The 23,051-nt window shown below is 66.3% G+C and carries 24 protein-coding genes; 22 read left to right on the forward strand and 2 right to left on the reverse strand.

What is annotated here, in order from left to right:
• Nucleotides 1-499: 499 nt before the first annotated feature.
• The 6 genes from E1263_RS23205 (at nucleotide 500) to E1263_RS23230 (ending at nucleotide 6,380) form a co-directional block, all read left to right on the forward strand.
• Nucleotides 500-1,123 (forward strand): helix-turn-helix transcriptional regulator, encoded by a 624-nt coding sequence (locus E1263_RS23205; RefSeq protein WP_132170788.1) that lies wholly within the window; start codon nucleotides 500-502, stop codon nucleotides 1,121-1,123.
• Nucleotides 1,107-2,228 (forward strand): aminotransferase class I/II-fold pyridoxal phosphate-dependent enzyme, encoded by a 1,122-nt coding sequence (locus E1263_RS23210; RefSeq protein WP_132170790.1) that lies wholly within the window; start codon nucleotides 1,107-1,109, stop codon nucleotides 2,226-2,228. Before E1263_RS23205 ends, E1263_RS23210 begins: the two co-directional genes overlap by 17 nt.
• On the forward strand, nucleotides 2,225-3,124 hold the full coding sequence (locus E1263_RS23215) for an ornithine cyclodeaminase family protein (RefSeq protein WP_132170792.1): 900 nt from the start codon (nucleotides 2,225-2,227) through the stop codon (nucleotides 3,122-3,124). Before E1263_RS23210 ends, E1263_RS23215 begins: the two co-directional genes overlap by 4 nt.
• Before the next feature lie 209 nt (nucleotides 3,125-3,333).
• On the forward strand, nucleotides 3,334-4,596 hold the full coding sequence (locus E1263_RS23220) for an extracellular solute-binding protein (RefSeq protein WP_132170794.1): 1,263 nt from the start codon (nucleotides 3,334-3,336) through the stop codon (nucleotides 4,594-4,596).
• A gap of 126 nt (nucleotides 4,597-4,722) precedes the next feature.
• Nucleotides 4,723-5,559, forward strand: coding sequence for a carbohydrate ABC transporter permease (locus E1263_RS23225; protein WP_238161444.1), 837 nt, complete (start codon nucleotides 4,723-4,725; stop codon nucleotides 5,557-5,559).
• A complete protein-coding gene (locus E1263_RS23230) occupies nucleotides 5,556-6,380 on the forward strand; it encodes a carbohydrate ABC transporter permease (RefSeq protein WP_202869008.1) in 825 nt (274 codons plus the stop codon). Before E1263_RS23225 ends, E1263_RS23230 begins: the two co-directional genes overlap by 4 nt.
• On the opposite strand, the gene E1263_RS23235 is transcribed toward E1263_RS23230, so the two are convergent.
• A complete protein-coding gene (locus tag E1263_RS23235; protein ID WP_132170796.1) occupies nucleotides 6,381-7,082 on the reverse strand; it encodes a GntR family transcriptional regulator in 702 nt (233 codons plus the stop codon).
• A gap of 130 nt (nucleotides 7,083-7,212) precedes the next feature.
• On the opposite strand from E1263_RS23235, the gene E1263_RS23240 reads away from it, so the two are divergent.
• The 16 genes from E1263_RS23240 to E1263_RS23315 all read left to right on the forward strand — a co-directional run bounded on the left by E1263_RS23240 (nucleotide 7,213) and on the right by E1263_RS23315 (nucleotide 22,282).
• Nucleotides 7,213-8,145 carry a glycoside hydrolase family 16 protein gene (locus E1263_RS23240; RefSeq protein ID WP_132170798.1) on the forward strand — a complete coding sequence of 311 codons (933 nt, stop codon included), beginning with the start codon at nucleotides 7,213-7,215 and terminating at the stop codon, nucleotides 8,143-8,145.
• Between the two features lie 348 nt (nucleotides 8,146-8,493).
• Nucleotides 8,494-8,991 carry a SigE family RNA polymerase sigma factor gene (locus E1263_RS23245; RefSeq protein WP_132170800.1) on the forward strand — a complete coding sequence of 166 codons (498 nt, stop codon included), beginning with the start codon at nucleotides 8,494-8,496 and terminating at the stop codon, nucleotides 8,989-8,991.
• Nucleotides 8,988-9,617: a hypothetical protein gene (locus E1263_RS23250; RefSeq protein ID WP_132170802.1), complete on the forward strand. Its 630-nt coding sequence runs from the start codon at nucleotides 8,988-8,990 to the stop codon at nucleotides 9,615-9,617. The genes E1263_RS23245 and E1263_RS23250 overlap by 4 nt, the downstream gene beginning before the upstream one ends.
• Before the next feature lie 104 nt (nucleotides 9,618-9,721).
• Nucleotides 9,722-10,846, forward strand: coding sequence for an endonuclease (locus E1263_RS23255; RefSeq protein WP_238161445.1), 1,125 nt, complete (start codon nucleotides 9,722-9,724; stop codon nucleotides 10,844-10,846).
• A 180-nt stretch (nucleotides 10,847-11,026) separates the two neighbouring features.
• Nucleotides 11,027-11,314: a type II toxin-antitoxin system Phd/YefM family antitoxin gene (locus E1263_RS23260; RefSeq protein ID WP_238161449.1), complete on the forward strand. Its 288-nt coding sequence runs from the start codon at nucleotides 11,027-11,029 to the stop codon at nucleotides 11,312-11,314.
• On the forward strand, nucleotides 11,311-11,742 hold the full coding sequence (locus E1263_RS23265) for a type II toxin-antitoxin system VapC family toxin (protein ID WP_132170804.1): 432 nt from the start codon (nucleotides 11,311-11,313) through the stop codon (nucleotides 11,740-11,742). The genes E1263_RS23260 and E1263_RS23265 overlap by 4 nt, the downstream gene beginning before the upstream one ends.
• Nucleotides 11,743-11,845: 103 nt before the next feature.
• Nucleotides 11,846-12,889, forward strand: a complete 1,044-nt coding sequence (locus E1263_RS23270; RefSeq protein ID WP_132170806.1) for a hypothetical protein — start codon at nucleotides 11,846-11,848, stop codon at nucleotides 12,887-12,889.
• A gap of 2 nt (nucleotides 12,890-12,891) precedes the next feature.
• Nucleotides 12,892-13,938, forward strand: a complete 1,047-nt coding sequence (locus E1263_RS23275; RefSeq protein WP_132170808.1) for a hypothetical protein — start codon at nucleotides 12,892-12,894, stop codon at nucleotides 13,936-13,938.
• On the forward strand, nucleotides 13,939-14,967 hold the full coding sequence (locus E1263_RS23280) for a hypothetical protein (RefSeq protein ID WP_132170810.1): 1,029 nt from the start codon (nucleotides 13,939-13,941) through the stop codon (nucleotides 14,965-14,967).
• Between the two features lies 1 nt (nucleotide 14,968).
• Complete coding sequence (locus E1263_RS23285) at nucleotides 14,969-16,015, forward strand: hypothetical protein (protein ID WP_132170812.1); 1,047 nt, start codon at nucleotides 14,969-14,971, stop codon at nucleotides 16,013-16,015.
• A gap of 94 nt (nucleotides 16,016-16,109) precedes the next feature.
• Entirely contained in the window at nucleotides 16,110-17,162 is a 1,053-nt protein-coding gene (locus E1263_RS23290) for a hypothetical protein (RefSeq protein ID WP_132170814.1), read from the forward strand.
• 1 nt (nucleotide 17,163) lies between these two features.
• The gene (locus tag E1263_RS23295; RefSeq protein ID WP_132170815.1) at nucleotides 17,164-18,225 is read left to right on the forward strand and encodes a hypothetical protein; all 1,062 of its coding nucleotides are present in this window, start codon (nucleotides 17,164-17,166) and stop codon (nucleotides 18,223-18,225) included.
• A gap of 43 nt (nucleotides 18,226-18,268) precedes the next feature.
• Nucleotides 18,269-19,303: a hypothetical protein gene (locus tag E1263_RS23300; RefSeq protein ID WP_132170818.1), complete on the forward strand. Its 1,035-nt coding sequence runs from the start codon at nucleotides 18,269-18,271 to the stop codon at nucleotides 19,301-19,303.
• Entirely contained in the window at nucleotides 19,303-20,325 is a 1,023-nt protein-coding gene (locus E1263_RS23305) for a hypothetical protein (RefSeq protein ID WP_132170820.1), read from the forward strand. The genes E1263_RS23300 and E1263_RS23305 overlap by 1 nt, the downstream gene beginning before the upstream one ends.
• Before the next feature lie 46 nt (nucleotides 20,326-20,371).
• Nucleotides 20,372-21,373 carry a hypothetical protein gene (locus tag E1263_RS23310; RefSeq protein WP_132170822.1) on the forward strand — a complete coding sequence of 334 codons (1,002 nt, stop codon included), beginning with the start codon at nucleotides 20,372-20,374 and terminating at the stop codon, nucleotides 21,371-21,373.
• A 69-nt stretch (nucleotides 21,374-21,442) separates the two neighbouring features.
• A complete protein-coding gene (locus tag E1263_RS23315; RefSeq protein WP_132170824.1) occupies nucleotides 21,443-22,282 on the forward strand; it encodes a siderophore-interacting protein in 840 nt (279 codons plus the stop codon).
• Here the strand turns inward: E1263_RS23315 and E1263_RS23320 are convergent.
• Nucleotides 22,279-23,016: a hypothetical protein gene (locus E1263_RS23320; protein ID WP_132170826.1), complete on the reverse strand. Its 738-nt coding sequence runs from the start codon at nucleotides 23,014-23,016 to the stop codon at nucleotides 22,279-22,281. The genes E1263_RS23315 and E1263_RS23320 overlap by 4 nt on opposite strands.
• Between the last annotated feature and the right edge of the window lie 35 nt (nucleotides 23,017-23,051).

Consider the following 23,051-nt stretch of genomic DNA (forward strand, 5'->3'; position numbering starts at 1 on the left):
CAGGGGCACGCTCTGTCCCCAAGACTCACAGGTCCAGGTAATAGAAGTGCTCACCCACCAGCGGCTTACCAGTCCGAGTCTGCCCGACGGGCGACCCGATAACTCTTATTAGGTAATTACTTGTTCAAGCCCACCACCCAGCCCACAGACCCCCGACAACAGGACAGCGCAACGACAAAAAAAGGGCCACCAGCGCGGCAGCCGGGCACGGCAGCACCCCACGCCTCCTTGCCAGCGCCTTTCACCACCAGCAAGGGTCACCTTCCAGGCATCCCCACAACCGGCCGCAACCATAGCGAGCACCTCAATCGGCGCGAGCGCGATCACCGACCTCGCCAGTACCTCAACCACCCGCCGGGCCCAGCCAAGCTCTTTATGTAACGCGGCCGCCGCGGCGACCAGCCACAGACAACGTGCCCGGCTTGTCCGGAGCGGCGACCAATCGGAGCAACCAAAGAACACTGGACGCAACATCCAAACTGGACGTAAAGTCCAAAAGATGACCCCCGAACAACTCGCCCCGATCGGCGAGGTGCTGGCGCGACTCCTGTCACCCCACGCCGAGGTCGTCCTCCACGACTCAGCAACCGACCAGATCGCCGCAATCTGGAACCCGCTCTCCGGACGAGTCCCCGGCGACCCGTCACTGCTCGGAGAGCTCGACGAGCTCACAGCAACCGCCACAGACGCCTACGGCCCGTACCCGAAAGTGCTGCCAGACGGCCGTCGCCTGTCGAGCGTGAGCGCCGTACTGCGAGACGACACCGGCGAACCGAAATATGTGCTGTGCGTGAATGTCGACCGCACCGCCTTCGAGTCCGCCAGTCGCCTGCTCGCGGCGTTCGCGGCCCCAATCTCCGCCCAGCCAAAAGCGTTCTTTGAGCACGACTGGACCGAGAAGCTGAATGAGCTCGTGGCCGGCTACGTGCAAGAGCGCGGCGTACCGGTTGAGCGGCTGAGCCGGTCTGACCGCCTAGAGCTGTTGAGTCGGCTGGACAAAGCCGGGGTGCTCAGTCAGCGCAAGTCGGTACCGGTGGTGGCTCGTGCGCTGCAGGTGTCGCGGTCTGCGCTCTACCAACTGCTTGCCGAGGCCCGGAAGGAGCCGCATGCCGACCCTGCCTGATTTCCGGCTGGAGACCCACTTCGCGCGCTGGGAGTTCACTGCGCAATACCACCTGACCGCATCGGACGCGCAGACGCTCACGATGTCCGAGCTGCTCGCACTGGCCGACGACGACGGTCGTGAGCGCTGGGAGTCGCTCGCGCTCGGCTACACCGAGACGCGCGGACTGCCTGCGCTGCGGGAGGCCATTGCGGCGACGTACGACGAGGTGCAGCCTGACGACATCCTTTGCTTCGCTGGTGCGGAGGAGGGGATCTATGTCGCGATGCAGACCCTGCTCGAGCCCACCGACCACCTCGTCGTCCTGACGCCGAATTACCAGGCCGCCGAGACGGTCCCGCTATCGGTCGCCGAGGTGAGCGGAGTCGCGCTGCGGCCCGAGGATGGCTGGGCACTCGACGTCGACGCGGTCGAGCGCGCACTCCGGCCGAACACGCGGATGGTCTCGGTCAACTTCCCGAACAACCCGACCGGCGCGGTCCCCTCGCTGACCGAGTGGCGACGGCTGGTGCAGTTGTGTGAAGAGCGCGGCATCATGCTGTTCTCCGACGAGGTCTACCGTGGCCTCGAGAACAATCCGTTGCCTCAAGCAACAGATCTGTCCGGTACGGCGCTGTCCCTCAACGTTATGTCGAAGGCGTACGGCCTGCCCGGCCTGCGGATCGGCTGGATCGCCTGCCGCGACCGCAGCGTGCTCGACAGGCTCGAACGCGCCAAGCACTACACGACGATCTGCAACTCGGCCCCGAGCGAAGTGCTCGCACTGATCGCACTCCGCGCGCGGGACCAGATCCTGGCGCGCAACCGGGCGATCATCGTCGAGAACCTGCCGCTGTTCACCGAGTTCTTCAACCGCTACCCGGAGCTGTTCGAGTTCACCGCTCCAGACGGTGGATGCGTGACCTACCCGCGCTACCTCGGTCCGGACGGTGTCGAGACGATGTCCACCGAGTTGGTCGAGCAGACCGGCGTACTGCTGTTGCCGGCAAGCATCTACCGCTCTGACCTCACCCCCACGCCGACCGACCGCTTCCGCATCGGTCTCGGACGGCTGAATCCCGGTCCGGCACTCGCTGTCTGGTCCGAGTGGCTGGATGCCAGATGAAGGTGTTCGGGCTGGAGGAGATCAGCGCGGCCGCGAAGCCCGCCGTCGTCTTCGACGCAATGCGGGCCGCACTGATCGCTCATGCGGAGGGCCGGACCTCAGTACCGGCGCCGATGGTGCTCGAGTTCCCCCAGTACGCCGGGGATACGCATGTGAAGGCCGGTCACATCGCCGGTACGCCGTACTTCGCAGTGAAGGTGGCGAGCACGTTCGGCTCCGTCAACAACGGACTGGTGCTCGCAGTGGACGCGACGACTGGCCAGCCGGCCGCAGTGCTCGCGGACGAGGGAAAACTGACCGCATGGCGTACGGCGGCCGCGGGGGCGCTGATCACCGACGCCATGACGCCGAGTGGGATCGATGAGGTCGCCGTACTGGGCACTGGTGAGCAGGCGCTGCTGCAGGTGCTGTGGTTGCGCGAACTGCGCCCGGTGAACCGCGTGAAGGTGTGGGGCCGTCGCCCGGAGGCTGTCGAGCGACTGTGCGCAGCGCTGGCCATAGAAGGTGTGCACGCGACACCGGACGGGCTGACCGGTGCGCCCTGCGTCATCACCACGACTGCTGCGCGTGAGCCACTTCCGCTGGAAGCGTTCTGGGCTGCTGTGCACATCACCGGGGTCGGAACTGACATGCCGGGAAAGGGCGAGCTGCCGCACGAGGTGTTCGCCCGGGCGCTCGTCGCCACCGATGACCACGCGCAGTGTCTCCACCACGGCGACTTCGGTAACGCCGTACGCGCCGGCGTGATCAACGAGGACGCGGACATCTCGGTGGGCGCCGTACTCCGCGACGGACGACCAAGCGGAGAACACTCCCGTTCGGTCGCCGATCTCACTGGGGTCGGAGCCACCGACGCGGGCGTCGCAGCCGCCGTACTGAGCCAACTGGTTCGTTAATTGGCATCACCAGGTGCGTAAGTGGTCTGGTTGCACAGGACGCAACCTCAGCTGCGCAACTTGAGCGGTTTAGTCATCTGGGCATGCTGATTCCAGCGCGAACGCGCTCTCACGGAATAGTAACGGACACTTCTGAACTATTGACCGGTCAGCGAGGACTGCGCGATTCTCAGGGCTTCTGCAGGACAGGTTCATACCAGGGGTGATCCATGAAGTTCCGTTCGCTTGCCGTGGCTGCTGTCGCGGCCCTGTCCCTCACCGCCATCGCGGCGTGTGGGTCCGGCGACAAGAACGAAGCAAGTTCCGGACCGAAGACGATCGACGTGTGGCTGATGAAGGGGAGCGTCTCGGACGACTTCCTGAAGCGGTTCACCGACGACTTCGCCGCGAAGCACACCGACGTCAAGCTGAACGTCCAGATCCAGGAGTGGAACGGGATCGGCGCCAAGATCATCGGCGCGCTGGCCAGTAAGGACGCGCCGGACGTGATCGAGGTCGGCAACACCCAGGTCGCGCAGTACTCGGCCTCCGGTGGTGTCCGGGACCTGACCGACAAGAAGAGCGACCTGCAGGGCGACGACTGGATCGAAGGTCTGGCCGGCCCCGGCAAGTACGAGGGCAAGCAGTTCGGCATTCCGTACTACGCGGCGAACCGGGTCGTGGTGTACCGCAAGGACCTGTTCGCGGCGGCCGGGGTCAAGACCCCGCCGAAGACCCGCGAGGAGTGGCTGGCGGCGACCGCCAAGCTGAACACCGGCGGCAACCAGGGCATCTACCTGCCCGGCCAGAACTTCTACGTGCTGTCCGGCTTCATCTGGGACGAGGGCGGCGACCTGGCGGTTCAGGACGGCGACAAGTGGAAGGGCGCACTGGGTTCGCCCGAGGCGCTCAAGGGTGTCGAGTTCTACAAGCAGATCCAGGCGCTCGGCAAGGGCCCCAAGGACTCCGACGAGGCCAAGCCGACCCAGACCGACGTGTTCGCGCAGGGCAAGGTCGCGCAGATGATCGCCGTACCGGGTGCTGCCGAGCTGATCGTCCAGGCGAACCCGGCACTCAAGGACAAGCTGGGCTTCTTCCCGATCCCGGGCAAGACCGCCGACAAGCCGGGAGCGGTCTTCACCGGTGGCTCGGACCTGATCGTGCCGGAGGCGTCCGACGCTCCGGACGCGGCCTACACCTTCATCAAGGAGCTGGCCGGCGAGAAGTGGCAGGTCGACCTGGCCAAGTCGATGAAGTACGTGCCGAACCGCAAGGCGCTGGCGTCCCAGGTCACCGGTGACGAGGGTACGACGGCGATGTCGGCCGGTGCGGCCAACGGCAAGGCGACGCCGAACTCGCCGAACTGGGCAGCGGTCGAGGCCAAGAACCCGATCAAGGAGTACCTGACCAAGGTGCTCACCGGCGGTGACCCGGCCGCGGCGGCCGCAGCGGCCGACGCGATCATCACCGAGGCACTGAACAGCGGAAAGTAGATCGTGGCTCTCGCTCAAGCCGAGCGGACCGCCCCCGCCACCCCAGCCGAGAAACCTTCGGCTGGGGCCCGGCGGGGGCGCCCGCGTGTGCTCCCTTACCTGCTCATCGCGCCAACCATCCTGGGTATGGCGTACCTGCTGCTCTACCCGCTGATCCGCAACCTGATCATCTCGTTCCAGAAGTTCGGGATCGCGCAGCTGATCCGGGGCGGTGCCGATTTCGTCGGCATCGACAACTACCAGGCGATCTTCACCGACAACAAGTTCTGGGCAGTGGTCGGCCGGACCTTCGCCTTCACCGCCATCAACGTTGTCCTGATCATGGTGCTGGCCACTCTGGTCGCCCTGCTGATCGATGCCCTGGGCAAGTGGATGCGCTTCCTCGTGATGGGCGGCCTGGTGCTGGCCTGGGCGATTCCGGTGCTGGCGGCAACGACCGTGTTCCAGTGGTTGTTCCAGTCCCAGCTCGGCGTCGTCAACTGGGTGCTCGTCCAGCTCGGCTTCACCCAGTTCGAGGGCTATGCGTGGTTCGCCGACGGTACGTCGACGTTCGCGATCATCGTGATCATGATCGTCTGGCAGTCGGTGCCGTTCGCGGCGCTGACCCTGTACGCCGCGATCACCACGGTGCCGAAGGAGATCTACGAGTCGGCGTCGATGGACGGCGCCGGCCCGATCCGGATGTTCGGCCTGATCACCTTCCCGATCCTGCGGCCGATGTTCGGGCTGATCCTGTGCCTGGAGGTGATCTGGGTCTTCAAGAGCTTCGTGCAGATCTGGGTGATCAGCCAGGGCGGACCGGGTGACGCCACGCTGACCCTGCCGGTCTACGCCTACCAGATCGCGCAGTCGCTGAACCGGTACGACCTCGGTGCGGCCATCTCGATGGTCACCGTGCTGCTGCTGACCGTCGTACTGCTTGCCTACTTCCGGCAGCTGTTCAAGGAAGAAGGCGAACTGTGAAGCCGAAGCGGATCGTCCTCAACCTCATCGCGCTGGGTGTCTTCGCCTTCGCGGTCTTCCCGGTCTACTGGATGATCCTGACGGCCTTCAAGCCGACCAAGGACATCCAGGCCGAAACCCCGTCGTTCTTCCCGACGAACATCACCTTCAGCCACTTCAGTACGGCGATCCATGCCGACGGCTTCTGGTTGTTCTGGCGGAACTCGGCGTTCGTCGCGATCTCCGGCGTACTGCTCGCCCTGATCGTCGCGTGCCTGGCGGCGTACTCGGTCGCCCGGCTGAAGTGGAAGGGCCGGCAGGCGTTCATCGTGATGGTGTTCGTCGCGCAGATGACGCCGTGGGAAGCACTGCTGATCCCGATGTACGTGATCTCGCGGGACACCGACATGCTCGACAAGCTGCCGATGCTGACGCTGATCTACTTCATGATGACGCTGCCGTTCACGATCGTGACCCTGCGCGGCTTCCTGAACGCGATCCCGCCGGACCTCGAAGAGGCGGCGCAGGTCGACGGGTGCAACCAGTTCCAGGCGTTCCGGCGGATCGTCTTCCCGCTGCTCGCGCCGGGGCTGCTGTCCACGTCGCTGTTCGGGTTCATCACTGCGTGGAACGAGTTCGCGTTCGCGAACCTGCTGATCATCAAGGAGCAGAACCAGCGCACGCTGCCGGTCTGGCTCTCGTCGTTCAGCAACACCTTCGGCACCGACTGGGGCGCGACGATGGCCGCGGCCACGCTGTTCATGCTCCCGGTCCTGCTGATCTTCCTGGTCCTCCAGGGCCGCGTCACCTCGGGTGTCGCCGCCGGAGCAGTGAAGGGCTAGTCAGTCAAAAGTAAGCCGCGTCGTGATCCTGTACCGGTCTCCGCGATAGATGGAGCGCGTGTACTCGATCACGGCGCGGTCTGCGTTGCGCGTGGTCCGCTCGAAGAGCAGTGCCGGCGAATGCAGTGGCACGGTGAGGATCTCGGCCTCCTGAGCGTCCGTCACGGTCGGCTCAGCCGTCTGTACGGCGTCCTTCGGGGCAACGTCGTACCGCGTGCGAAGCAGCCCGTACAGCGAACCCAGCTCGAAGTCGCGGCCGGTGATACCGGGGACGAAGACGGCCGGGATCCGGATCTTCTCGACACACATCGGCGCGCTGTCGACCAACCGCAGCCGGACCGCGGTGACCAACTCGTCGCCGGGTGACATCTCCATCCGCTGACCGAGCCGCGCGCCGGCCGGGCCGACCTCGAAGCTGAGCAGGCGGCTGGGCCACGGTGAGCCCTCGGCCAGTGGTGCCTGGAAGTCGCCGGATGCGGTCGGCTCGAGCGCCTGGTGGATCCGGCGCGCGTTGGTGAAGGTGCCGCGGCCGTGCTCACGGGTGATCAGGCCGTCGCGGGCCAGATCGTCCAGTGCGGCGCGCAGCGTGGGCCGGGAGACGCCGAGCGACTCGCTCAGCATCCGCTCCGAGGGCAGTGGCTCCCCCGGATTCCGCTCCTCGATCAGCCGCAGGAGCTGGTCGCGCGCTTCGGTCCGTCGCATCTCGAAATCTTACCAGTGGTAAACCCCAGACCGCACTTCCGAACCTGCATTACGCATTGACTTTACCAATTGGATAGACCACCCTCGGTCTCAGATCGCCCTCCCAAGACCCGAAGGTTGTGAACTTCCGATGACTCGATCGCGCAAAACCCGTATCGTCGCCGCTGCCGTCGTACTGGCCGCTCTGGCCGCCGGGACCGCCACCACGGCCAGCGCCCGGCCCGACGCGGTCGCCAAGGCGCCCGCCTGTGGCGCGCTCTTCGACGACTTCAACTACTCCTCGCGGACCGACCCGAACTTCACCGGTCACGACTGGAGCGTTCGCAGCGGCGCCGGTGGCCCGGGTATTCCGAACACCTGGACCGCGGCGAACGTCAGCTTCCCGACCGTCGACGGCCAGAAGTCGCTGCAGCTCAAGGCTGCCACCAACGGCACCACCGGTGGCACCACCCAGGCGCAGGTCCAGCAGAACAAGTTGCGGTTCTTCGAGGGCACCTATGCGACCCGGTTCAAGTTCAGTGACACCCCGACCACAGGTAACGACGGCGACCACATCAACCAGACCTTCTACACGATCTCCCCGCTGGACCGCGACTGGGAGCCGACGTACTCGGAGCTCGACATCTCGGAGTACCTGCCGAACGGCGGCTGGGGTGAGACCGGTCCGGTCAACTTCATCACCAGCTGGAACACCTACCAGGTCGACCCGTTCGACGGCTGGCGCAAGAGCACCGCGCGCAACTTCAGCCACGCCGGCTGGCGCACCCTCGTCACGGTCGTCGCGGGCGGTCACGTCAAGTACTACATCGACGGTGCGCTGGCCGCTGACCACACCACCGACGACGCCGGCCACAACGTGTACCCGCGGCGGCCGATGACGCTGAACTACAACCTGTGGTTCATCGACCTGGCTGCCCACTCCGGCGGCACCAGCAACTACGTGCAGTCGGCCGACTGGGTCTACTACGCGAAGAACGAAACTTTGACACCTGCCCAGATCACCACACGCGTGAACAACTTCCGCTCCGCAGGCACGGTGCACCAGGACAACATTTCCTGCTGAGACAGCTACCGGGTCGCACCATGAGATGGCAGTTTTGCCCATGGACAACCTGTGCCGTTCTGAGTACGGTCCGTAAACGGCGTCCGCACCACGCCATGACGGAGGGGACGCCTCCGTACTCAGAAACGGTGAGGTACCGCCCGCCAGTGGCACCTCACTGGTGGTTGGGCTAGCAGCCCGCGGTGAGAGCCGCGGCCTGATGGGGGTCCAGCTGCCTAGGTGGGGCGGCGAACGACACTCACTCGTTCACCGCCCCACCGACTCAAGCTTCTACCGTCTTGCCCCCAACGCTCGGGCACCCTGGATCGTCTTGGTCTTCGAAAGCTGAACCGAGAGAACGGGTGCGGGATGGCGGATTGGGAACGATCCTTCGAGCAACTGCTCGCTGGACGCGGCGGCGCTTTACGGGCGTACGCCTACCTCCTGACCGGTGAGTCCGCGGCCGCTGCGGATCTGGTCCAGGACGCTCTGCTGCGAGTCTTCAGCCGGATGCGCGTCGGGAACGACGTCAGCCAACTCGAGGGCTATGTACGGCGAGCGATGCTGAACCAGTTCGTCGACGGCCGCCGTCGAGCGGGACTGTGGCGAGCCAAGCGACACCTGCTGGTCCACCCGGTCGAGCACCACGACGAGGATCGCCTGCTGACAGACGTCGTACGGCGGGCCCTGGCCACGCTGTCGCCGAAACAGCGAGCGTGTGTGGTGCTCCGGTACTACGAGGACCTCACTGTCCCCGATATCGCGGATCAGCTCGGCTGCGCGCAAGGCACGGTCAAACGCCACCTGGCCGATGCCCACGCCAAGCTCGCCGACCAACTCGCCGTACCCGAGGAGACCCTGTCATGACCGATCTCAAAGATTTGCTCCGCAGCGCCGCCGCCGAAGCCGAGAACGTGAGCGTCGACGGAAGTGCGCTGATCCCGACCATCCGCCGCCGTCGCCGCGTCCGCACAGCCGCGGTCGGCGTCGGCAGCGCCGCCGCCGTGACCACCCTCGCAGTCACCGCGTACGCCGTACTGCCGGGTGCTTCGGATGCTCCCGTGAGCGGTGGCTCGCCGACTGCGTTGCCGACCTTCCAAGCGAAGGATTGCAAGGTGGAGTACGCGCGTCAGCCGACAGTTGCCGGCCGGAAGGTTGCGTTGACCCAGAAGACGATGCGGCCGACCGGTGAGCTCGCCTGGTCCGGGACCGTCGAGGTCACGGTCACGAACACCTCGAAGGTCACTCTGTACACGAAAAACACGCCTGCGCTGTTCCACTTCAGCCCGGAGCAAAGATTCGAGTCACGCGTCGGGAGCGTGCAAGCCGTTGCCCAGAAGAACGTTGTACTGAAGCCGGGTGCTGCGCACACCTCGACCGTTCGGGTCACTATCCAGGGGTGCGCGTCGTGGAAGCAGCCAGCTGGTTCGTTCTCGGTGCACCTGCCGACAACCGGCGACTCCCAACTGGTCGGGCGGTTGCAGTTGCCGTGACGTTTGCCGGATCGTCCGGCAATCTTCAGGCGGTGAGACGTTTCGCTGGACCGCGCGGACGGGCAAACTGACCTGCGACCCACCCAACCGCCCTGGGAGTCGCTGTGGCCCGCTCGCTCCGCCCGGTCCTGATCCTCACCGCCGTCCTCGCGCTGTTCGGCTTCGGCATCACGCCGTCGACCGCCGCGACCCCGATCACCGTCGCCGCGGCGATCGGCCGGCAGGACAGCTCTACTGCTTCAGTCACCGGGTACGTGGTCGGCCAGCCGACCGCCACCAGCACGGTGGTCCGCAGCAACTATCCGAACGACTACGCGCTCGCACTCGCGGATTCCGCGAGCCAGACGAGTACGTCGGCGATGCTGTACGTGCAGATCCCGACCGCGTTCCGCGCGTCGTACGGACTGCAGAGCAACCCCAGCCTGCTGGGGAAGCAGATCACCGTCACCGGCACCCTGGCGGCGTACTTCTCGCATCCAGGATTGAAGGACGCGACCGCCTTCACCGGTGGTGGCGGATCGGACCCAGGCGACCCGCCGACGCCCGGTGACTACTACGCACCTGTCGCGGGCAAGACCGGCGCCGCGCTGAAGTCCGGCCTGCACACCCTGATCGCGAACCAGACCAAGCTCACCTATGACCAGGTCTGGAACGCCCTGAAGGACACCGACCAGGACCCGGCGAACACCAGCAACGTCATCCTGCTCTACTCCGGCCGCTCGCAGTCCAAAACCACCAACGGTGGCGGCGTCAACGACTGGAACCGTGAACACGTCTGGGCCAAGTCCCACGGCGACTTCGGTACGGCGACCGGTCCCGGCACCGATATCCACCACCTCCGCCCCGAAGACGTCTCGGTGAACGGTGCCCGCGGCAACCTCGACTTCGACAACGGCGGCACCGCAGTCGCCGAATGCCCCGGCTGCACCGCCGACACCGACTCCTTCGCCCCTCGCGCCGCAGTCCGCGGCGACGTCGCCCGGATGATCCTGTACATGGCCGTCCGCTACGACGGCGGCGACGGCTTCGCCAACCTGGAACCCAACAACTCGGTCAACAACGGCAGCGCCCCCGCCATCGGCAAACTCACAGTCCTGAAGGCCTGGGCCGCCGCCGACCCACCCGACGCCTTCGAAAAGCGCCGCAACGAGGTCATCTACACCACCTACCAACACAACCGAAACCCCTTCATCGACCACCCCGAATACATCGCGTCGATCTGGCCGTAGGGCCCATCTGCCCCTGGATGCCCCGGGATGCCCCGCAATCGGCCTGGATCGAGCCTGATCCGGGCCGATTTGGCGTGCGATCTGCCCCGAGCTGCCCCGCCATCTGCCCTCCGCAGGCACCCCTTGGTGTCGTCACAGTGGGTGAAGACACAAATTGTGGCTAGTATCAAAGGAGGAAAAGTGGCCACGGCAGCATTGGAAATGGATGATCTGATGGACATCGGCATCAGGGAGCTACGAGACGGACTCAGCCGCCACCTCGCTTACGTGCGCGAGGGGCACACCATCACCGTCACCGACCACGGCAAGCCGATCGCCCAGATCCGCCCGGTCGATGGACCGAGTGGCTTGCAGCAACTGATCGCGGCCGGCATCGTTCGCCCGCCGCTCAAGCCCAAGCGACCGGCTCGGATTCCGAGCGAGGCGGGCGGCATCGTCAGCGACCTGGTAACGGAGCAGCGCCGATGATCTGCTACTTCGATACCTCCGCGTTTGTTCCGCTCCTGATTCCTGAGGCGAGCTCGCTAGTCTGCCGTCGGCTGTGGGACGACGCCGATGACGTTCTGACGACGCAACTGACCTACGTCGAGACCGCCGGTGCGCTGGCCCAGGCGGTCCGCGGTGGACGGATCACCGAGGCTCGCCAGACGGAGGCGCTCGGTGAGCTCGATGACTACTGGAACGAACTCAACATGATCGAGATCACCAACAGGCTGCTTCGGAGGGCAGCCGGCCTCACGTTCTTGGAGGCATTGCGCGGCTACGACGCGATGCAGTGTGCGTCTGCGGAGAGCATCGGCGAGCAGGATCTCATCTTCGCCTCAGGCGATCGGCAGTTGCTGAAGGCCGGCGCGAACCTCGGATTCCACGTCGCGGACGTGAACGAGCCGATCTAGCCGCGCGAGTGGTTGAGAGGTGATGGCAGCTGCCGTGCTCTCGGAGTTCGGCAGCCGCTCATTCCGGTCTAGTCGTCGGTGGTGGAGGCTCCATGCTGGGGCGGTGAACACTCGACGAATCCTCGCGGCGCTGTTGGCGGCGCCGTTGGTGATCGCGATCCTTGGGGGAACGCCGGCGCGGGCTGTGCCGGACGGGAAACTGAGCATCAGCGACGTACGACTCAGTAAGGCGGCGGTGTCGGTGTCCGGTTTGGGCACAACGGCGATCGACGTCACGGTGCAGGCGGGGTACGACTCCGACGATCCCCGCGACCAGGACACGACCTTGTACGTCTATCTCCAGCGGACCGGCGGCTCCGGTCAGATCGACCGTGTGGTCTCGACGAAGCTCAAGCGCACCGCCGGCACGCTGAAGAACGGCACTTGGACCGGCCCGCTGAACGTGGTCTCGACGGCCAACGGCACCTGGAAGGTCAGCTCGGTCGACGCCGGTCCGTACGGCGTCGACACCGGCATCGACCCGACGCCGTACGCGGGACCGACGCTTCACGTCACCGGTACGCACGCACCCCGGATCGGCTACACGGTGACCCCGGAGACCGTCCCGGTCGGCAAGCCGTACTCGATCAAGTGGACCGTGACCGACTCCGCGACCGGCAAGCCGTTCGGCATCCGAGTCAGCGCTTGGGTCAGTGTCGACTCGCCGTGCGCCGAGGGTGGCGGTCAGCCGATCAAGACCGATGCCGCAGGCAACTACACGAAGACATACCAGCCGGGCGACGCCAACTGGCTGAACTGCTTCGTGATGGAGACCGACCCCTACCCGAGCGTGATCTCGGACGCGATTGTCCATCGCCTCAGCGGTGTCTCGGCGATCCCGGCCAAGACCAGCGCCAAGGTCGGCACGAACGTCGCCGTCAACGGCTCGGTCACGGGCCCGCCGGCTCGCTGCGCGATCAACCTGCAACGCCTGTACGGCGCCTCCCAGTGGCGGACCGTCAATTCGGCGACAGTCCGTGACAGCGGCCGCTACACGTTGACCGCGACCCCGTCGTACCGGGGCAAGATCCCTTACCGCGTTCAGCTTCCGGACTGCTATCGCTTCGTCCTCGCGACCAGCAAGCCCTTCACGATCACAGGAGTCTGATGATGTTCAAGCGACTTGCGGCGGCCGTTTTCGCGGCTCCACTCATTTTCACCGTTCTCAGCGTGACTCCGGCGCACGCCGACCCCCTACTGACCATCAGTGAGATCACGCTCAGCAAGGCGTTGGTGACGGTCTCCGGCCTGGCCACGGAGCAGGTCGCCGTCACCGTCAAGGGCGGCTACAACTCCGACGACCCGGCTGATGCGAAGACCACTCTGCACGTTTTCCTGAATTCGCAGGACGGCGGAATGGTCGACTTCATGGTCTCGACCGAGCTGAAGCGCACCGCGGGCACCGTCAAGGACGGCACCTGGACCGGTCCGCTGAACGTGACTTCGTCGCAGAACAGCACGTACAAGGCCGTTGCGGTGGCGATCGGCGGTTACGGCCGGCCGTTCACCGGAACGCCGCCGGAATCGACCCAGTTCGACGGGCCGACGCTCAAGGTGATCGGCACCCATGCGCCCAAGCTCACCGCGTTGCAGGTGCCGAAGGTCGTTGCCGTCGGCAAGCCTTACGTGATCAAGTGGACGGTCACCGATGCCGACACCGGCAAGTTCTATGAGACTCAGATCCGGGCGCTGACCGGGATCGGCAAGGCCTGCAGCGACGGGAGCGCACCGTTCCAGCCGGGACTGACCAGCCCGACCGGAACGATCGCAAGGGCTTACCAGGCTGCGGATGCGAAGCTTCCGCACTGCTTCCTGCTGCCGAACGACCCCTACGACCGCGCGTTCCTCGGCTACCAGGTCCAGCGCCTGGGCGGCGTCGGCGCCGTACCGGCCAAGACCAGCGCCAAGGTCGGCACGAATGTCCCCGTCACCGGCTCGGTCGGCGGTCCGCCGGGACGCTGCCGGATTGACCTGCAGCGGTTGTACGGTGCTACTGCCTGGAGGTCGGTCAACACTGCCCGCGTCCGCGACAGCGGCCGCTTCACGCTGACGGCGACGCCCGCTTCGCAGGGAAAGATCCCGTACCGCGTCCTGATGCCGGCCTGCAACAACTTCGTTGCCTCGTCGAGCAAACCCTTCACCATCACGGGAGTGTGAATGATCCGCAAAACCCTGGCCGGCCTGGCCGCCGTACCGCTGCTCGTTCTCGCTCTCGGCGCGGCGCCGGCCCAGGCCGCCGACAACGGTGACCCGAAGCTGACGATCAGCGACATCGAGCTCAGTACGACGTCTGTCGCGGCGAACGGCCTGAAGCTGACGCCGATCGACGTCGCGGTGAAGGCCAAGTACAACGAAACCGGTACGGATCCTGAGCAGTACACCCTGGTGGTCAAGCTCGCCCGCACCGGTGGCACCGGTCAAGCCACCCGGCTGCTGTCAGTGGACCTCAAGCGGACGGCTGGGACGCCGCAGGACGGTGTTTGGACCGGACGGATCGAGGTCCCCTCGACCGCGAACGGGACGTTCAAGGTGACCGGGGTGTTCTCCGGGAGAAGTGACATGTACGGGCCGAACCCGTACGACGGCCAGACCTTGACCGTCACCGGCACGCACCAGCCGAAGTTCACCAGCTCCTCGACACCGAGTCCGGTGCCGGTGAACAAGGCGTACAAGCTCAGCTGGCGACTCACCGACTCCGACACCGGCAAGCCGTTGACCAAGACCAAGGTCACCATCGGCTTCGACAACACCTGCGCCGAGCCTGGCGGGCAGTCGGCGCTGACCGATGCGAACGGATCCGTCAGCACGCAGGTGGCCGCCAGGAACGAGGCGCTGAACTGCGTCTTCATCGAATCGGGCTACAACATCGTGGTCTTCGGTGGCGACGACACCAAGTTCCTGGTCGGCGTCTCTGCCGCCCCCGCGAAGACCAGCGCCAAGGTCGGGACCGTCGTCCCGGTCAACGGCACGGTCACCGAGGCCCGGACGTGCAAGGTCAACCTGCAGCGTCTGTACGGCGCCAGCCAGTGGCGCACCGTCGGTACGTCGAACATCCGCAGCAGCGGCCGGTTCACCCTGAACGCCCAGCCGGCGTACAAGGGCAAGATCTACTACCGCGTTCTCATGTCGCCGTGCTCGGTCTACGTCGCGGCGTCCAGCAAATCCTTCACGATCACCGGAGTCTGACTTGCCGTTCCGCACTCGCACCATCGTTTCCGCACTGGGCGCTGTGACCTTCGTGGGCACAGCGCTCGGCGCTGTCCCGGCGTCCGCCGGGTCCGTCGACCTGCAGGTCGAATCCGCGTTTTTCAACAAGACGAAGGTCGCGGTCGCCGGGCTGAACACCGTGCCGGTGACGCTCACGGTGAAGGCCACGTACAAGCTGGGCAAGCCGGGGCAGCCGATGTTCGCTGTGCTGGACAGCGTCGACTCGCCGCAGTACAGCCCGGAGTTGTACTCCGAGCCGCTCAAGCTGATCGACGGCACCGGGACCGATGGCACCTGGCAGGGCATCGTGAACGTCCCGTCCATCCAGGGCGGCACACTCGAGCTCAGCAGGGTCGAAGCCGGTGTCTTCGACCCCAAGGCGCCTATTGGTGACAACGACCTGGTGTCCGGGGTCTCGCTAGCGGTGACCGGTCTGCACGTCCCGAAGATCACGCGCACGGTCAGTGCGAACCCGGTGCCGTTCGGCAAGCCGTACTCGATCACCTGGAAGGTCACCGACTCCGCGACCGGCAAGCCGTACGGATCGCGCCTGAAGGTGCTGGCGACCAAGGGCCCGTACTGTTCCGCGGTCAAGGGCTCGGCGGGTGCGGTACAGACGAACACAGCCGGTGTGCTCGTCGTGCCCTACGCCCCGGCCGACGGCGACAAGCTGAACTGCCTGCTACTCCCGGGGACGCAGGCTCCGATCGACAGCTACGCATTGGCCCCGAACCGGCCGGGCGTCGTCGCGGCGACACCGGACAAGACCAGCGCCAAGGTCGGTACGACGGTCGCCGTCAAGGGCAATGTCCTCGGGTTCACCTACGACTGCCCGGTCAACCTGCAGCGGCTGTCGGGCGCAACCCAGTGGCGCACTCTGCGGAGTACCAAGCAGGGAGTGAGCGGTCGCTACTCGCTGCCGGCGCAGATCACGGCCAAGGGCAAGAGCACCTACCGTGTGCAGTTCCCCGCCTGCCACCAGGTCCTGGCCGGAGTGAGCAAGAGTTTCGCCATCACCGGCGTCTAGTTCGGTTCCGGTCCACCCGCGGCGCCCGATCGCGCACTACATCGGCGCGCTTCTTCACGCCGCGGGTGGACCGGACGCACGCTGCAGTATGCGGATGACACGAGTGGTTGCGGCGCTTCTGACAGTGCCGTTGGTGGGCCTGGCGCTCAACGCCCCCACCGCGCAGGCAGACCCGGACCCGAACCTGACGGTCACGGAAGCCAGGATCCCCAGGACGACACCGGTTTTGGTGTCGTCACTCAACACTGTGCCGGTGACCGTCGAGGTCGACGCGAAGTACACCTGGCCCGACGCCGACCCGAACATGACGTTGTTCGCGACCCTGGAGCGCTCCGCTGGTACGGGACAGCTGAAGTACCTCTTCACCACTCCGCTCACGCGCTACGCCGGGACCACGCAGAACGGCAAGTGGCGTGGCATCGTGAACGTACCGTCGACGGCGAACGGGAAGTTCAAACTCACCGGCGTGATGGTCGGCGCCTTCTGGCCCGGCAGCGGCGGCATGACCACCGAGACCCCGGTCCCGAACCCGCCGGAACTGACGGTGAACGGCACCAACCAGCCGAAGATCACCGCCCGGGTGCTTCCGGATCCGGTCCCGTTCAACACCGGCTTCTCGATCCGCTGGTCAGTGATCAACGGCCAGACCGGCAAGCCGTACGGTTCGAGACTGAAGGTCGCGCTGGAAGGCGACAGCGGCTGTGTGGAGAGCTTCGGCGGTTCGAACGCCCTGACCGACACTCAGGGCTACGTCACCAAGGCTTATCCGGCCTCCGCCGCGCTGCAGGGAAACTGTCTGCTGCTCCCCGGCAACCCGGCGCCCAACGGCTGGCTGAGCGTGGTCGTCAGTCGCCCCGGCATCGTCTCCGCGACTCCGTCCAGGACCAGCGCACCGGTCGGCGCGATCGTGCCGGTCAACGGCATCGTGGCCGGCGCGCCGTCGCACTGCCCCGTCCATCTGCAACGCCTGTACGGCGCAACCGCGTGGCGCAACGTCGGCACCGGGATCGTCAACCAGGGCAGCGGCCGCTTCACGGTGAACGCACAACCGGCGTACAAGGGAAACATCCCGTACCGGGTGTCCTTCCCGGCCTGCTACCAGTTCCGGGCCGGCGTCAGCAAGACCTTCATCATCAAGGGAGTCTGATATGCGCACCCGAGTACTGGCGGCGCTCCTGGTGACTCCGCTGGCGGCCCTGGTCCTGAGCGCACCCGCCGCGCAAGCCGCACCGGACCCGAACCTGACGGTCACGCAGACGCGAATCATCAGGACGACGCCGGTCGCGGTGTCGTCACTCAACACGGTGCCGGTGACGGTCGAGGTCGACGCGAAGTACGCCTGGCCCGACGCCGGCCCCGGTACGACGCTCTGGGCGATCCTGCACCGCTCGGCCGGCACCGGTCAGCTGCAGTACCTGTTCACGATGCCGCTGACGAAGTACGAGGGAACCGTCCAGAACGGCAAGTGGCGCGGTGTCGTGAACGCGCCGTCGACGGCGAACGGCAAGTTCCAGCTGACCGGCGTGATGGTCGGCCAGTTCTCGCCTGGCAGTGGTGACATGACCGATCCGACCCCGGTCACTGACGGCCCGGTCCTGACCGTGAACGGCACCAACATCCCGAAGCTGACCGCCCGCGTCCTGCCGGACCCGGTCCCGTTCGGCAAGGGCTACTCGATCCGCTGGTCGGTCATCAACGGATCGACCGGCAAGCCCTACGGCACCCGGCTGAAGGTCTGGCTGGCCAATGACAACGGGTGTGTCGAGAGCTTCGGTGGCCCGAGCTACCTGACCGATACGAACGGCTACGTGACCAAGGCTTACAGGTCGACCGACGGCGGCTACCTGAACTGCCTGCAGATCCCCGCCGAACCGTCCCCGGCCGCGTTCCTGTCGCTGTTCGTCAACCGCCCCGTCCGCCCCACGGTCGTCTCGGCCACGCCGTCGAAGACGAGCGCTCCGGTCGGCGCGGTCGTCCCGGTGAACGGCACGGTGTCCAATGCGCCGGCGAACTGCCCGGTCAACCTGCAACGCCTGTACGGCGCGACCGCCTGGCGCAACGTCGGTACGGCGAACGTCCGGCAGAGCGGCCGGTTCACGGTGAACGCCCAACCGGCGTACAAGGGGAACATCCCTTACCGGGTGTCGTTCCCGGCCTGCTCCAACTACAAGGCCGCTGTCAGCAAGACCTTCACGATTCGCGGCACCTGAGTTCTGGTCTAGTGGGGTGCGCCGGAGGCCTCATCCTTGGAGCATGAACAACCGACGCTTGCTCGCGGCGCTCCTCGCAGCCCCGCTGACGGTTATGACTCTCGGTACGGCGACCGCCGCGCAGGCGGCCGTTCCGCACCTGCAGGTGGACTCGCTGGTGCTGAGTCGCGGCAGTGTCGCTGTCTCCTCGCTCAACACCGTGCCGGTGACGATCACGCTGGAAGGCTCGACCACGACAAGCGACTACAGCACCTACTACGTCGAGTTCGACCGGACGGCGGGCACCGGTCCGGACAAAGAGCTGTACTCGACGTCGCTCAAGCTGATCAAGGGCACGATCAACGACGGCACCTGGCAGGGCGTGGTGAACGTCCCGTCGACGGTGAACGGCACGATGAAGGCCGTCGCGGTGCTCGGAGGCAGTCACCCCTACGGCTGCTCGCAGTGCAACTTCGACAAGGTGGCCGATGTCGACGGGCCGGCGCTGGTGGTGAACGGGGTGCACATCCCGAAGGTCACCGGCACCGCGACGCCGGCCGCCGTACCGGTGGGCAAGCCGGTGACGATCAAGTGGAAGATCATCGACTCGCAGACCGGTAAGCCGTACGGCACCAAGCTCAAGACGCTCGTCGCGACCGAAAGCGCTTGCGCCGACGGTATGCTCAGCGCCGCGCTGTCCGATGTCAACGGCGTGGTGACGATCAACGAGAAGTCGAACCAGGGGCTGTACTGCTTCGGCTTCCCCGGCAACCCGGCTCCGTTCTACCGGACCGCCATCGGGGTCGACAGCGTGCCCGTCATCACGGCCGCGCCGGCCAAGACGAGCGCTCCGGTCGGCACCGTCGTACCGGTGAACGGCACGGTCGCCTACGCCGCCGGCTGCAAGGTCAACCTGCAGCGTCTGTACGGCGCCAGCGCCTGGCGCACTGTCGGTACGTCGACCGTTCGCACCAGCGCGCGCTTCACCCTCACTGCGCAGCCGTCGGTCAAGGGCAACAACACCTACCGCGCGCAGTTCCCGGTCTGCAACAACTTCGTGGCCGGTGTCAGCAAAACCTTTACGATCAAGGGGATCTGATGCGAATCCTGGCAAGTGTTCTGGCGGCTCCGTTGCTGCTCGGTGTGCTCGCGCCGACGGCGCAGGCGGCCGATCCTCAGCTAAAGATCGAGTCGATCGTGCTGAGCCGCCCGAGTGTGGCGGTCTCGTCACTGAACACCGTGCCGGTCACGATCACGATGAAGGCCACCGCCAAGCCCAGCGAATACGAGACGTACCACGTCAACTTCGAGCGAGTGGCCGGCAGCGGCCCCAAGGACGACCTGTACTCGATGCCGCTGAAACTGATCGCGGGATCGCAGACCGACGGCACCTGGCAGGGAGTGGTGAACGTGCCGTCGACGGTCAACGGCACGATCAAGGCGACCCGGGTGCTCGCCGGCGGCTACTTCCTCGGGTGCTCCCAGTGCAGTGACGAGTACCCGGTCGCTGTCGATGGACCGCCGCTGGTGGTGAACGGGGTGCACGTCCCGAAGGTGACCGTGACCTCCACCCCGAAGGTGGTGCCGTTCGACTCGCCGTTCTCGCTCAAGTGGACGATCACCGATTCGCAGACCGGCAAGCCGTACGGCACCAGGCTCAAGGTGATGCTGCGCGAGGACAACCAGTGCGTCGAGGGCGACTTCACCACGTGGACGCTGACCGACACCGCCGGCTCGATCACCAAGAAGTACCCGGCCGGCAGCTACGTCATCTGCGGCATGGTCCCCGGCGAACCGGCCCCGATTCTCAACGTCGGCGTCGGTCCCAACCGGCCAGGCATCGTCTCCGCCACCCCGACCCGGACCAGCGCTCCGGTCGGCACAGTCGTACCGGTGAATGGCACGGTGCGGTCGGGATACAAGTGCCCGGTCAACCTCCAACGCCTGTACGGCGCCACCGCGTGGCGGACCGTCGGCACTGCCACGGTGCGTCAGAGCAGCCGCTTCACCGTGAACGCTCAGCCGGCGTACAAGGGCAAGATCCCTTACCGGGCCCAGCTTCCCGCCTGCTACGAGATCCAGGCCGGCGTCAGCAAGACCTTCTACATCACGGGCACCTAAATCTGATGTCGACGACCAAGCCGTTCACGATCACAGGAGTCTGATGATGAAGAAGACGTTGCTTGCCATGGCCGTGGTGTCGCTGGTCGGGGCGGTGCTCGCGCCTGCTCCGGCGTTGGCCGGTCCGGATTCGGAGATCACCACTGCCACCATGAACAAGACGAGTGTCGCCGTGGCCGGGCTGAACACGGTGCCGGTGACCATCACGGTCACTGGCGACTTCCCTGGGGCCTGGGTGCTCGCGACCTTGAAGCGGACCAGCGGCAGTGTGCTCAAGACCAACTATCTGTACGCGGAGCTGGCGAAGGTCTCGGAGGGGACCTGGAAGGGCAACATCAACGTGCCGTCGACCGCCGACGGAACCTTCAAGGTCCTGGGATTCGAGGCGGGCAACTTCGCGGGTATCCGGGAGAACCCGGGCTCCGAACCGACGCCGCCGCCGACCCCGATGACGCTGGCGGTGCAGGGCAGCCACCAGCCGAAGATCACCTCGACGACCAACCCGAAGGTGGCCCCGGAAGGGACGCCGTACACGACCACCTGGCGCGTCCTCGACGAGCAGACCGGTAAGCCGTACGGCACCCGGCTCACGGTCGGCCTCGGGACGGGGGAGGTGGGCTGTGGCTGGAAGGGGACGGCGACCAAGACCGACACCAACGGTGCGCTCGTGGTGAAGTACCGCGGCAGCGAAGAGACCACTTGCCTGAACATCCCCGGTGATCCCACCTCGCTCTACGCAATGCCCTCGGCCCCGCTGCGCCCGCGGAGCGTGTCGGCCACCCCGGCGAAGGCCAGCGCGCCGGTGGGCACGTTCGTCAACGTGAACGGCTCGGCGACCATCGCGTCGGGTTGCGCGGTCTGGCTGCAACGCCTGTACGGCGCAACGCAGTGGCGCAACGTCAATTCCGCGACTGTCCGGGCCAGTGGCCGATTCACGCTGATCGCGACTCCGGCGTACAAGGGCAAGATCCCGTACCGCGCCCTGGTGCCGGAGTGTGGCTGGGGAGCGGCCGCCACCAGCAAGCCGTTCACGATCACCGGACTCTGAGCTTGCCGACGGTTGGGGTGCGTGGGTTAGCCTGAGTTAGGTAGACCTAACTTACGCTTCGAGAGGACCATGGCTGTGGCCACCCCCGCACCCCGCCGTAACCGCACCTGTCAGCGGGCCGTGGTCCGTCGTACCGAGCGGATCACGCCCCACATGATCAGAGTGGTGCTCACCGCCGACGACTTCGTCGACAACGGCACCAGCGATCACTACGTGAAACTGCAGTTCGGCAAGCCCGGCGTCGAGTACCCGGAGCCGCTCGATCTGGGCGTGGTCCGGGAGACGCTTCCGTCCGATCAGTGGCCGACGAGCCGGACCTACACGGTCCGCAGCTTCGACACTGCATCCAAAGAGCTGACGATCGACTTCGTTCACCACGGCGACGAGGGCATTGCCGGGCCGTGGGCCGCGGCGGCCCAGCCGGGGGATGTCCTTTGGTACAGCGGCCCGGGTGGCGGCTACGCGCCGGAGGAGGCCGCCGTCCTGCACCTGCTGGTCGGCGACGAGAGCGCACTGCCGGCGATCGGCGCGGCGATCGAGCAGCTGCCGCCGGGCGCGAAGGCGACGGTGTTCGTCGAGGTCGAGGACGAGACCGAGGAGCAGAAGTTCAGCGGCTCCGGTGACGTCGACCTGACCTGGTTCCACCGTGCCACGAGCAGCGAGGCCCGGGGGGACAGCCTGGTCGCGGCCGTTGAGGGGCTCACGCTGCCCGAGGGCGACGTGCAGGTGTTCGTGCACGGTGAGGCCGGGTTCGTCCTGCGGATCCGCAAGCACCTGTTCAACGATCGCGGCCTGCCGCGTGACCGCGTCTCGATCTCCGGCTACTGGCGGATCGGCAAGAACGAGGACGGCTGGCAGGCCGAGAAGGCCGAGACCGCGGCCAAGGAACGCGCCGCGGCCGGTAGTTAGGCTTTTGCGGTACGGCGGTGGTCCAGCAGCTCGATCAGGATCGCCGCCTCGTTCGTCGGCAGCACCCAGTCCTCGCCCGACGCCTGCAGGATCACTGCCGGTCCAGGGGTCCCGCCAACCGTGATGGCGATCGGGAACTTGAGCCGCTCGGCCCCACTCAGCGACGCCTCGAACGTCCCCGTGATCGCGCTCAACGGATAACTCCGCGACTGGTGCTCACCCCGCGCGGTCGGCGTACTGCGGATCTCGATCGTGTCCGCCCCGAGCAGGACCGTCCCGCGCGTCAGCCCGCGGAGCAGGAACATCAGCTCGTACGGCGATTCCGCCAGCTCGGGCATGACCGGAACCAGCAACACCTGGTTTGCCCGCCGAGCCAGCAGGATCCCGACCAGCAGCCCGAAGGCCGCCGCCGGGAGCGCGGCGATCACCCCGAGGAGCAGAGCTGTCACCCACCACATCCCGTTCACCAGCGGATAGACCACCGCGGTCACCGCCGCCACCGCGCCGAACAGCCCGCCGACTCCGGGCCACCACCGCGGCTGATAGCGATGTCGCGGCAGCAGATACAACCCCAGCCCCAGCATCGCGACCGGCACCGCACACACGATCCATCCCGCCGCCGGCCCGCGCGAACTCACCAACGCCACGATCGCCAGCAGCACGACGGGAATCCCGACGTATACGCCCGCCACGATGCGCTGTACCCGCCGATGCCGGCGCTCCATCTCAGTCACGTGGATGAACCTAGCGGACCGCCACCACTCACCAA

Source organism: Kribbella antibiotica (assembly GCF_004349055.1).
Taxonomy (GTDB): domain Bacteria; phylum Actinomycetota; class Actinomycetes; order Propionibacteriales; family Kribbellaceae; genus Kribbella; species Kribbella antibiotica.

What these genes read in the sequence shown, in the direction of transcription:
- E1263_RS23245 (WP_132170800.1), top strand. Translation starts at nt 8,494, where the DNA reads ATGGCGGATTGGGAACGATCCTTCGAGCAACTGCTCGCTGGACGCGGC.
- E1263_RS23215 (WP_132170792.1), top strand. Translation starts at nt 2,225, where the DNA reads ATGAAGGTGTTCGGGCTGGAGGAGATCAGCGCGGCCGCGAAGCCCGCC.
- E1263_RS23235 (WP_132170796.1), bottom strand. Translation starts at nt 7,082, where the DNA reads ATGCGACGGACCGAAGCGCGCGACCAGCTCCTGCGGCTGATCGAGGAG.
- E1263_RS23240 (WP_132170798.1), top strand. Translation starts at nt 7,213, where the DNA reads ATGACTCGATCGCGCAAAACCCGTATCGTCGCCGCTGCCGTCGTACTG.
- E1263_RS23210 (WP_132170790.1), top strand. Translation starts at nt 1,107, where the DNA reads ATGCCGACCCTGCCTGATTTCCGGCTGGAGACCCACTTCGCGCGCTGG.
- E1263_RS23250 (WP_132170802.1), top strand. Translation starts at nt 8,988, where the DNA reads ATGACCGATCTCAAAGATTTGCTCCGCAGCGCCGCCGCCGAAGCCGAG.
- E1263_RS23265 (WP_132170804.1), top strand. Translation starts at nt 11,311, where the DNA reads ATGATCTGCTACTTCGATACCTCCGCGTTTGTTCCGCTCCTGATTCCT.
- E1263_RS23290 (WP_132170814.1), top strand. Translation starts at nt 16,110, where the DNA reads ATGACACGAGTGGTTGCGGCGCTTCTGACAGTGCCGTTGGTGGGCCTG.
- E1263_RS23225 (WP_238161444.1), top strand. Translation starts at nt 4,723, where the DNA reads ATGGCGTACCTGCTGCTCTACCCGCTGATCCGCAACCTGATCATCTCG.
- E1263_RS23315 (WP_132170824.1), top strand. Translation starts at nt 21,443, where the DNA reads ATGGCTGTGGCCACCCCCGCACCCCGCCGTAACCGCACCTGTCAGCGG.
- E1263_RS23205 (WP_132170788.1), top strand. Translation starts at nt 500, where the DNA reads ATGACCCCCGAACAACTCGCCCCGATCGGCGAGGTGCTGGCGCGACTC.
- E1263_RS23305 (WP_132170820.1), top strand. Translation starts at nt 19,303, where the DNA reads ATGCGAATCCTGGCAAGTGTTCTGGCGGCTCCGTTGCTGCTCGGTGTG.
- E1263_RS23280 (WP_132170810.1), top strand. Translation starts at nt 13,939, where the DNA reads ATGATCCGCAAAACCCTGGCCGGCCTGGCCGCCGTACCGCTGCTCGTT.
- E1263_RS23300 (WP_132170818.1), top strand. Translation starts at nt 18,269, where the DNA reads ATGAACAACCGACGCTTGCTCGCGGCGCTCCTCGCAGCCCCGCTGACG.
- E1263_RS23220 (WP_132170794.1), top strand. Translation starts at nt 3,334, where the DNA reads ATGAAGTTCCGTTCGCTTGCCGTGGCTGCTGTCGCGGCCCTGTCCCTC.
- E1263_RS23295 (WP_132170815.1), top strand. Translation starts at nt 17,164, where the DNA reads ATGCGCACCCGAGTACTGGCGGCGCTCCTGGTGACTCCGCTGGCGGCC.
- E1263_RS23275 (WP_132170808.1), top strand. Translation starts at nt 12,892, where the DNA reads ATGTTCAAGCGACTTGCGGCGGCCGTTTTCGCGGCTCCACTCATTTTC.
- E1263_RS23310 (WP_132170822.1), top strand. Translation starts at nt 20,372, where the DNA reads ATGAAGAAGACGTTGCTTGCCATGGCCGTGGTGTCGCTGGTCGGGGCG.